Origin of the sequence: Microcoleus sp. N9_A1, assembly GCF_036701795.1 — a bacterium.
GTDB lineage: Bacteria > Cyanobacteriota > Cyanobacteriia > Cyanobacteriales > Microcoleaceae > Microcoleus.
Genome location: NZ_JAUBRI010000063.1, coordinates 34,325 through 41,142, shown reverse-complemented (window position 1 = coordinate 41,142; position 6,818 = coordinate 34,325). Strand labels below are relative to the sequence as shown.

6 protein-coding genes are annotated in these 6,818 nt (G+C 45.6%); 2 read left to right on the top strand and 4 right to left on the bottom strand.

Annotated features, from left to right (window positions below; all coding sequences use genetic code 11):
• The first annotated feature begins 103 nt into the window (after window positions 1-103).
• Window positions 104-415: a transposase gene (locus tag QUA58_RS24050; protein ID WP_333396394.1), complete on the top strand. Its 312-nt coding sequence runs from the start codon at window positions 104-106 to the stop codon at window positions 413-415.
• Window positions 416-443: 28 nt separating this feature from the next.
• On the opposite strand, the gene QUA58_RS24045 is transcribed toward QUA58_RS24050, so the two are convergent.
• The gene (locus QUA58_RS24045; RefSeq protein WP_333396392.1) at window positions 444-1,727 is read right to left on the bottom strand and encodes a lipid-A-disaccharide synthase; all 1,284 of its coding nucleotides are present in this window, start codon (window positions 1,725-1,727) and stop codon (window positions 444-446) included.
• Between the two features lie 36 nt (window positions 1,728-1,763).
• Between QUA58_RS24045 and QUA58_RS24040 the strand changes: the two genes are divergently transcribed.
• Window positions 1,764-2,240, top strand: coding sequence for an ankyrin repeat domain-containing protein (locus QUA58_RS24040; protein ID WP_333256575.1), 477 nt, complete (start codon window positions 1,764-1,766; stop codon window positions 2,238-2,240).
• Between the two features lie 67 nt (window positions 2,241-2,307).
• On the opposite strand, the gene QUA58_RS24035 is transcribed toward QUA58_RS24040, so the two are convergent.
• The 3 genes from QUA58_RS24035 to QUA58_RS24025 form a co-directional block, all read right to left on the bottom strand.
• Window positions 2,308-3,909 (bottom strand): hypothetical protein, encoded by a 1,602-nt coding sequence (locus QUA58_RS24035; protein WP_333396390.1) that lies wholly within the window; start codon window positions 3,907-3,909, stop codon window positions 2,308-2,310.
• Window positions 3,910-4,081: 172 nt separating this feature from the next.
• Window positions 4,082-5,143, bottom strand: coding sequence for a calcium-binding protein (locus QUA58_RS24030; RefSeq protein ID WP_333396387.1), 1,062 nt, complete (start codon window positions 5,141-5,143; stop codon window positions 4,082-4,084).
• Between the two features lie 610 nt (window positions 5,144-5,753).
• Window positions 5,754-6,737 (bottom strand): calcium-binding protein, encoded by a 984-nt coding sequence (locus tag QUA58_RS24025; RefSeq protein WP_333256582.1) that lies wholly within the window; start codon window positions 6,735-6,737, stop codon window positions 5,754-5,756.
• Window positions 6,738-6,818: the final 81 nt, after the last annotated feature.

Genomic DNA, 6,818 nt, shown 5'->3' with positions numbered 1-6,818 from the left:
TGTTAGCTGAAGTTGGTCAGATTGAAGATTACAAAAATGCTCGTCAACTGGCAGAGAGATGCAGGTTTGACTCCCTGGGAGCGTAGTTCAGGAACTTCTGTGCGTGGCAAAACTCGGAGAGTCTTGTACAGGAAATGTCCGACTGCGAAAGGCATTGTATATGCCTGCCGTGGTGGCGATGCGTTGTAATCCTTTGCTCACAGCCGTGAGTGAGCGATTATTGGGTCGTGGCTGGCGTCAAAATGCAGGTGATTGGTGCTCTGATGAGGAAGTTGGTGCATTTGGCTTTTGGGATTTTAAAGTCCCAAAAGCCTTTCGATCCAACTTATTTGCTCGCTACCCCTTGACAGATCAAGACAGTATCTACGATATTTGGCTAATTAGGAAATTTGGATTGATTTTGATGTGGATTTGATATTATTTGTGGGGTGGGGCGGGTTTATTTAAATTGTTGGTTGGTGTTCGATATCGATAAAATTGATTTCTTCACAAACCAATTCAGCAATTTTTTTCGCCGCCCCTGATTCTCCTCGAACCGCACGCAAACGATCGCCCATTTGTGCTAATTTTTCAGGATGGATCAAATAGTCGATCGCCAATTGGGCTACAACATCCGGTTCCAGCTTACCAATCAACTCCGGCACAATCTCCTCGCCCGCCCAGATATTCGGCCAAGCATAAAGCTTTCCCTTCCCCAATTGCAAGATTAGCCAATTAATCCCAGTTGCAAAAACAGAACCAACTAACGGCAAATTTGCCAGCAATCCCGGCAAACCATCCCAAGCCTTCATCGCATCCAACTGCTGCGTCGGAATCAACACAATCATCGGTACAGCTAAGGAACCCAATTCCGCAGTATTCGCCCCCACAGTAGTCAAACACAGGCTGCATTCTGATAGCAAATCGTAAGCGGGTGTCTGCGTCCAAAGTTCGACTTGCAAGTTATTTGCTGTCTGCAAAAACGGCGGTTCTGTTAAATGTAGTTCCGCGCTAGCGTTGTCAAATAAATGCAGGCAAGGATTTTGTTTTGGGTCGGCAAAACGTGCTATAGTTTGCACGTCTATGGTAGGCGCAACCGGAATTACAAAGCGAGTTTCAGGGCGGATGCGATGGATCGATTGGGCGATCGCCAAACATAACGGTACACCTAATGCTAATTTGGCGGCTTTAGAACCGGGCAACAATCCAATTAATTCTATTTTCCGTAGGGGCGCTGCCCCATCTTTGGCGTCCGATTTTCGATTACCTACTTCCGCAATCAAATCTCCGACAACTGTAAATTTATTAGCATATTTTTGGGGGACTTTAGCAAAAACTTCTGGTTTCATCGCCGCAAATTTATCAATCCAGCGATACCACCGCGCGTCCCATTCCGCATAAGTAACAGTGCGATATTTTAGCCTTTTGCCAATCACAACCGTAAAAAATTGATCGCCGCCTAAAAATAAAACAACTCCTGTTTCATACCAATCCCAATTTTCAGCAGTTTTGCCCGATAATAAGAATGGAAAAAAATGCTCCGGTGCTTGCACTCTGTCCACTTCTGGGTAGGAAGATGCGATTTGTGCTTCTTTCCCGGTGGCGTGCGGACAAGGGGACAGCACCACAGAGATTCGTGCTTGAGTACCTGCGTTCCCCAATTGTTGGCGCAAAGCTTGCACGGCGGGACGCACCCAAGTTGCCAATTCTCCGGGGCCGTTGGAGAGGATTAAAATATCTACTTCCATAGGATTTAAGATTTGAAAGGATGCAAGGGAGATTTTATGACAGATTTAATTGATGCCGTCAAGACGGGTGATGTTGCGGCTGTAGAAAGTGCGATCGAACAGCGTGCAGATATCAATGCCAAAGATGAGGAAGGCGCGACGGCTTTGACGACTGCGGCTGAGGCTGGCAATTCTGCGATCGTCAAAAAATTGCTGGCTGCAGGTGCGGGGGCCAACAGTCAGGATAAAGACGGGTGGACGCCGTTAATGAGTGCCGCTGCTGCCGGACATAGCGAGATTGTACAGCTTTTGCTGGAGGCGGGGGTGGATGTGAATGCTAAAACTAATTTTGGTTTGACGGCTTTGATGAGTGCTGCAGGTAGCGGGCGCACTCAAGTTGTGGAATTTTTAATCGAAAAGGGTGCTGATATCAAAGCTAAGGATAATAATACTTGGACTGCGTTAATTTGGGCGTCTTCGGAGGGTCACAAAGATGCGGTTGAGGTTTTGAAGCTAGCGCGCGATCGCCATTAAAGACTTAGCAAATTGAGAAACCCGGTTGCTTGGAGCGATCGGGTTTCTCGTTGGTATTAATTGCTTTCTAACCTAGCAGGAAAGGACTAGGCCCAAAGTCGGTGCTAGGAAATGTCTGTTGTTTCAAATTTAATCCAGCACCTCCCTCAAGAATTGCAATTCTATCTCCTGCTTTTGAGATAACTAAATCTGCACCCACTGGAGATATTTGATAGTCACTGAGTGTGCCTGATAGCTGGAGTGCATCTCCCTGACTGGGATTGAAGCCGCGAATGCGCGCCTCCCCCGGGCCTAAATACAATTCTTGAGTGGTGTTGCGGAAGCTGCTACCAGGAGAACCCGAATTATTGTCATAAGCCAAAATAACAGTATCAGCACCTTCGCTACCAATCAACGTATCAAATTCGTTGCTACCGTCGCTCGAATAACTGCCATCAAAAGCAACTCCAATAATTGTCGTTTTTCCCTTACCAAAAGCAGTAACAATATCATTCCCCGAACCCCCCACAAAAGTTGCCGATCGATTGGTTTCAAATTGCCCAACTTTTGTATACTGGTCGATACCTGAATCAAAATTTCCTGCTTGAACCGCCGCAGCAACATCGGGATTGTTTGCTAAATATCCAGCTTCCAAAAAGTTATTCACTACAATAACAGAAATTCGATCAAAAGAAATTAGGCGATCGAGCCCCTGATTTACCAGAAACGGCATATTCGCACCGCCCTCGACTATACCTACCGGTGCAAAAGCCCTAATCGGCACCACGCTAATCCTAAAATCTCCATTAGGAGTATTGTTAAACAGATAGTTGCCTCTCGTTCCCGCTAGGTTGATCTTATCGGCTTGCGGGTTAAAGTTTTTAATCGTAGCGTAGTTGCTGTTGCTAACCCCTCCGTAAAAATTCCCCCCATTCACATCGGCAAAATCCCCAACACCGAGCAAGAAAGTATCAGTACCTTGACCGCCAATTAGGGTGTCATTTACAGGGGGAGAAGGAAAACCGGAAGGTTTTTCATAAACTCGATCGCCCGCTGCATTCAAAGATACTTGAATGCCAATGATTTCAACTTGTCCTACACCAAATCCCGTCACAATGTCAGTGCCTTTAGTGCCGACAAATGTAGCCGGTCGCGTTTGCTCAAATTGTCCAAATTTTCGGTAGTGTTCTCCGCCAGTTTTAAAAACTCCCTCCTTGACTGCTGCTGCTATATCGGGGTTTTTTAGTAAGTATTCTGGTTCAAAAAAGGTGTTCGCGTAAAGGTTTTGTTTTGATCCGAATTGGACAAAATGATCTAATCCTGATTTGAAAGTGCCGTTCTGTACAAACGGCACAAGTACGGGGTATCGTTTTAAATAAATCGCTTCGTCGTAGTCAGGCGATACTTGGGTGCGACCTTCTTCGTAACCAAACTGGATAAAGTGGTCTAAACCAGAGGCAAAAGGCGCGTTTGGATTGTTTGCGGTACGGACAAGGGGAGCAATATCTGGATTTTGAGCTAGATAGGTTTCTTCATCAAAGTAACGCGATACTGCGGTGAGCCCACCAGCTTGACCGTATTTTTCAAAGTGTTCTTTCCCGGAGTTGATAACTCCTGCATCAATGGCTGATTTCAGCCACGGATACTGTGAAAGGTAGTATTGTTCGTCAAAAATTGCGTAGTTACCCACGTTTTTATTCTGCGGATTTAAATAGGTGTTTGTGCAATTTATCAATCATCTGGAACTGAGAAAATCACCCGATCGGGTGATTTTCTTTTTCATTGTCTAATCTCATTTAAGCTCAATTAGCGATCGCACTCCCCAGCAACAATCAGCCAAATCCCCAATAGCTTCGAGATTTCTAGCCAAGTAAAAATCTAAAAACAGTAGATTCTGGTAATACATTCAAATTGAGATTTCCGCCACCTTCAATAACAGCGATCGTGTCAAAGCTACTAATTCCCGGACTTCCATCTGGACGGGAGACGAACAAGCCGTTCGTTTGGATAGCTAAATCTCGATTGTTGTTGATGGGCAATATCAAGAATTGATCTGAGAAAGGTGATAAATTATCTCCTAGCAGGATGCTATCCTCACCTTTCGTAAAGTTCCGAATTGTCGCAAAACCCGGCCCGATATAGAATATTTTGGTTCCGGCCGGATTCCCCTTACTGCCTTCTATAAGGTCTCCGAGTACGAATTTATCGCGGCCGCTACCGCCAGTGAGAGTATCGAATTCATTGCTGCCGTCACCTTCATACACTCGGCCCTCGCCAAAGCCATTACCTGTACCTAAACCTACTTCAGTTCCAATTAATTCGGTATTTCCCACCCCAGCACCGGCAATCGTGTCATTCCCGGAACTTCCGATAAAAGTCGCAGAGCGGCTTGGATCGCTTTTGCCGAAATTGAAGTAGTGTTCCCGACCAGTTTTCAATGCTCCCGATTCGACAAGCGGCCGAATGTCGGGGTTTTTTCCTAAGTATTCCGGTTCCAAGAAAGAAGTCCCAAACTGACCGTCTTTGATGCCGAATTGAATGAAATGCTGGTAGCCGTTTTTCAAAGTTCCATTCTGAATAAACGGCTGCAACTGTCGGTTATTTGCGATATAAAACGCTTCGTTATACTCAGGCGATACGCGAGTGCGACCTTCTTCGTAACCGTATTGGATAAAGTGATCTAGCCCGGTCGCAAAAGGAGCGTTTGGGTTGTTGGGGGTGCGGACTAAGGCAGCGATGTCTGGGTTGCCAGCCAGGTAGGTAGCTTCGTCAAAATACCGCGATACTTTAGTTAAGCCGCCGGCTTGACCGTATTTTTCAAAGTGTTCTTGTCCAGATTTTATAACTCCTGTGTCGATCGCTGGTTTGACCCAAGGATACTGCGAAAGGTAGTATTTTTCGTCAAAAATTGCGTAGTTACCCATGTTTTTATTCTGCGGATTTAAATAGCTGTTTATGCAATTTATCAATCATCTGGAATTGAGACAATCACCCGATCGGGTGATTTTTTTTTCAGTGTCTAATCTCATTTAAGCTCAATTAGCGATCGCACTCCCCAGCAACAATCAGCCAAATCCCCAATAGCTTCGAGATTTCTACCCAAGTAGAAGTAGAGAAGCATTAAGTTGTGGTAATACATTCAACTTGAGATTTGCGCCGCCTTCAATAACAGCGATCGTGTCAAAGCGACGGGTAGTATTGTTCGTCAAAGATATCGTAATTCATTTTTGCTTTTTTAAGTAAGAATAAAAAGTGCGATCGATCAAACTATTTTACGGCACAATTGCCCAACCAATCAAAAGTCATCAATCATCAGCATTAGCTAGTGACTGATGACTGATGACTGATGACTAATGACCAGGGCTGTTTCATTCTCAGGTAAATCATCGTTTTGTAGGGGCGGTGCCCCCGTGCCCGCCCTCCCCGTTCAGGATTTTGTAGGTGTTTCAGAGATTGGGGCAGCCACGGGGGGCGGCCCCTACTGACTAATGACTAATGACTAATGACTAATGACTAATGACCAATGATTAATGACTATCCAATCAAGAAAGTACCGTTACCGTTAGATTCTTGGAAAGTCAAACCCAAGCTTGCTCCTCCTTCAATCACGCCCAGCACATCTCCAAAACGTTGGATTGACAAATTGCTACCAATGGGAGTTAGGCTGTAGCCGTTTAAAGAAGTTCCTTGCAGTTGGATAAAATCGCTTTCTATGTCGAAGTTGCGAATAGTAGCTTGACCGTTAGCCAAATACAGCGGTGTCGGGGTGACATTCCCGGCTGTAGCAGGAACTCCGAGTACGAATGTATTAGTTCCCGGAGCACCAATCAAGACATCGAATTCATTGGTGCCAAAGCTTTCATACTGGCGGTTGCCTTGGGGATCTATACCTACTTCCACTCCTACAATTTCGACATCGCCCACGCCAACACCAGTTAAAACATCGTTGGTACGGGTGCCGACAAAAGTCGCGTCGCGGGCAGGCTCAAATTGTCCAAAATTGAAGAAGTGTTCCCGGCCGGTTCTCAAGTTTCCAGAGTTGACAAACGGCACGATGTCGGGGTTTTCTTTTAAGTATTCCGGTTCAAAAAATGAAGTCCCAAACCGACCTTCTTTGGCCCCGAATTGAACGAAATGCTGGAACCCTGATTTGAAAGTTCCGTTCTGAACGAACGGTTGGAGTTCAGAGTTGTTTGCTAAATAAAAGTTTTCGTTGTATTCGGGTGATACTTGGGTGCGGCGCTGTCCTTCATCGTAACCGAACTGGATAAAGTGATCGAGGCCGGTTGCAAAAGGCGCGTTTGGGTTGACTGTGCGGACGAAAGGTGCGAGATCTGGATTCCCAGCAAGGTAAGCATTTTCGTCAAAATAACGCGATACTTTAGTTAGACCGCCTTCTCGCCCGAATTTTTCAAAGTGTTCTCTCCCAGATGAGATGACTCCTGCGTCAATGGCTGGTTTGACCCAAGGATATGAGGCGAGGTAGAATTGTTCGTCGAAAATTGCGTAGTTAGCCATGTTTTCCCCCTAAGGTTTTGATGAGTTTGAGAGTTTATAGCAATTAGCTTTCCATGAACTCGATCGCCAATCAGGAATTTA

Coding starts and splice junctions, on each gene's coding strand:
- QUA58_RS24045 (WP_333396392.1), bottom strand. CDS start 1,727: ATGGAAGTAGATATTTTAATCCTCTCCAACGGCCCCGGAGAATTGGCA.
- QUA58_RS24040 (WP_333256575.1), top strand. CDS start 1,764: ATGACAGATTTAATTGATGCCGTCAAGACGGGTGATGTTGCGGCTGTA.
- QUA58_RS24030 (WP_333396387.1), bottom strand. CDS start 5,143: ATGGGTAACTACGCAATTTTTGACGAAAAATACTACCTTTCGCAGTAT.
- QUA58_RS24025 (WP_333256582.1), bottom strand. CDS start 6,737: ATGGCTAACTACGCAATTTTCGACGAACAATTCTACCTCGCCTCATAT.